The organism is Edaphobacter aggregans DSM 19364 (assembly GCF_000745965.1).
Taxonomy (GTDB): Bacteria; Acidobacteriota; Terriglobia; order Terriglobales; family Acidobacteriaceae; genus Edaphobacter; species Edaphobacter aggregans.
This window is the reverse complement of sequence record NZ_JQKI01000296.1, coordinates 1-2,489: the sequence shown is the minus strand read 5'-3', so window position 1 is coordinate 2,489 and position 2,489 is coordinate 1. Positions and strand designations below refer to the sequence as shown.

Genomic DNA, 2,489 nt, shown 5'->3' with positions numbered 1-2,489 from the left:
AATCCAACCAACAGCACCCAGCCAAACGAGCCTTCGTCACGAGCTCGCGCTCACAACAACCGCTCGCTCAGCCTTCGTGAATGATGCAGGCTAGCGTTCTTCGTTCTCCCCGGGAAGGGAGCTACGTCATCGTCGACAGCTCTGGCACTCCTTGGACTCTTCCTTGTTGGTCTGACGCGGTGCAGATATTGCTCGCTATCACGATGGAAACCGACTCCGAAATAGAGGAGATCAAACCTGACATCGACGCCGGCGGGATGAAGCGATTGCGGTACCGGGAGCCGATGGATTAGCCGTTCAAAACCTCCAATCCGAATCAGTAGGCTGCTAAACCACAACCTCTTGCGCTCCCAGATCCATCCACAACTAGCCTCGTGCGTATTCGCCTTTTGTTTGCCTATCCTGCATCCATCATGTCGATGCACTATACCCAGCAGAACGGCCCGCGCCCGACGACGTTTGTGGTGCGCTGCAAGCTCTGCGGGCGTAACGTTCCCGCTGGCGTCGATTCGTTTCCGTACAACTGCAACACGGTCGTCGCCTGCCGGCTCTGCGGCGAGCTGCGCCGCTATCGTCCCAGCGAAGTCTTTCTCGGTTGGGTCGACGGCCTTGTCGAGGAGCAGAAGGCCAGCCGCCGCTTCCGCCCCTTCGTGCGCAAGCCGCCGCGCCGCGAGCCCGACTCCCGGGAGTGATGCATGCCGCGCGTCCCGATGAACTTTCAGCACTACAAGGATTGGGTTGTCCATTTCATCGAGGCCGACTGCCGTACGACGATCGGGCACCAGACCCGCTACTTCCGTCCCACAACTCATCTTTTTACCGACCTATCCAGCGCAGCGTGACCAGAAATGCGCGATCTCTATTCAATCGGTGGATTCCGGCCGCCGCCCACCCTTAGCGTGCTCTGTGGTCCGTTTTCTGACGGGACCCCTGCTATAGCGGCGAAAGATTTACGACAAATAGCTCCGAAAGCTACAGCCCACCCTTCACGATGAGACCGCGAAGGATGGGCCACCTGGTTCAGTTTGTTCGTCGCTTACGTCGTTTACTGGTCGTTGCCTTCGGTCAGGTCTGTGGCAGCGGGTTTGAGGTAACCGAAAAGTCCACCGGTGCCTTGGTTGGGGCCTGCGGTGAAGTAAAGCTCGGAGCCAGGAGCGCCGGCGGGATCGTAGCTGCCGGCTGCTGAGTTGTTGGCTGGGCTGATGTCCCAGAGGCCGTTAATTGCGATGGTGTTTCCGTTGGCATCCTGGAGCAGGCCTTTGAACTGTCCGGTTACCAAGTCATAAATGGCGATGGTTCCGCTGCCCTGGGTGATGCCGCCGCCGGCGAACTGGCCGATGAGGAGATCGTGACTGAAGGCGCCGAAGTCCTGGGGAGCAAGGGCGACTCCCCAGGGAGCGTTGAGCCAGTCACCATGCTCGAGGCGCTGGATAAGGCGCCCCTTGGCAGTGAATATGTCGACATAGCCAAGGCCTGGGCCGTCCGTTTCGCGAGGCTGACCCTGCTGGTGGAGAACGTAGGTGACGACGATATTGTTGGCGATGGTCTGGACGTTGAACGGAACGTAGTTGCGGGGCAGGAGACGATCGGTGAAGGCCTTATTGTTATCGCCGTTGTCGTTGTTGTTCTGGTTACCGTTGCCGTTGGATTGATCCTGATCGTTCGGGTTGAGAGTTACAGGGTGAAAGTTGCCGTCGTAGACATCGACGCGGCCGTTGTTGAAGTTGGCTGCGTAAAGGTAGCGGTTACCGTCGACGAGAGCGCTGGTGAGTCCGGTGTAGCTGGATCCGTCTGTCGTTTTGACTGCGACGACGGCATTGACGGAGGGGGCAGCAGCGCCGGGCGCGATGGCGACCTTGGCGTTCCATCCGACGATGGCGCCGTCGAGCGTAGCGAAGAGAAAGCTGGAGGCAAAACCGCCCGGGAGGATGAAGTCGGTGGGGACACTGTTGAAGATTGTTCCGGTGGGGGTGCCAGCAGGAAAGGTTTTGTTGTTGGGATCGGCCTTGGGAATGGTGACGACCAGGGAGTTTTTGAGGCCGGCTCCGTTGAAGAGCGTGCTGAGGCCGGTGCCGTTATCGGAGATCCACCAGGGGCTGGAGGAGCTGCGGGACAGGCCCCAGGGGTTGATGAGGGTCGGATCGGTGACTGGAGCGACGCCGGAGGTGTTGGAGACGAGGTTGACTTGAGTGTAGTGCTGTCCGAAGGCGACAGCGGAGATTGACAAGGCCAGCGATATCCCGCTGGTCACGCGCAGAAACGTCTTCATAGTAAAAGCTCTCCTGTGGCTGTGAGTCCCCGCAGATTTAGTACGGATCGTGCCCCGACCGGTGCCGGTGCTGGAATGGAATTAAGCAGCAGGCGGGGAGGAACTGCGCTTGGAAATCCTCAGCAAGCCTAGTCAGGTCCGCGCAGGTTCGTGTCACGACTATGTCGGTGTTTTGTCATCACTTGTGAAAAGTTGAGATGAGAAATTTGGTTGCTCGAGA

At 58.9% G+C, this 2,489-nt stretch carries 3 protein-coding genes; 2 read left to right on the top strand and 1 reads right to left on the bottom strand.

Annotated elements, in window-relative coordinates; all coding sequences use genetic code 11:
- Window positions 1-374: 374 nt before the first annotated feature.
- Both Q363_RS31320 and Q363_RS41690 read left to right on the top strand, forming a co-directional pair.
- Window positions 375-692 carry a hypothetical protein gene (locus Q363_RS31320; protein WP_157468066.1) on the top strand — a complete coding sequence of 106 codons (318 nt, stop codon included), beginning with the start codon at window positions 375-377 and terminating at the stop codon, window positions 690-692.
- 3 nt (window positions 693-695) lie between these two features.
- Window positions 696-842, top strand: coding sequence for a hypothetical protein (locus tag Q363_RS41690; RefSeq protein ID WP_157468063.1), 147 nt, complete (start codon window positions 696-698; stop codon window positions 840-842).
- A 203-nt stretch (window positions 843-1,045) separates the two neighbouring features.
- Here Q363_RS41690 and Q363_RS31315 read toward each other — a convergent pair whose 3' ends face one another.
- Entirely contained in the window at window positions 1,046-2,269 is a 1,224-nt protein-coding gene (locus Q363_RS31315) for a TIGR03118 family protein (protein ID WP_035358630.1), read from the bottom strand.
- Window positions 2,270-2,489 lie beyond the last annotated feature (220 nt).

Bases quoted from the DNA above. Each gene is read 5' to 3' on its own strand.
- Q363_RS41690 (WP_157468063.1), top strand. From the start codon at position 696: ATGCCGCGCGTCCCGATGAACTTTCAGCACTACAAGGATTGGGTTGTC.
- Q363_RS31315 (WP_035358630.1), bottom strand. From the start codon at position 2,269: ATGAAGACGTTTCTGCGCGTGACCAGCGGGATATCGCTGGCCTTGTCA.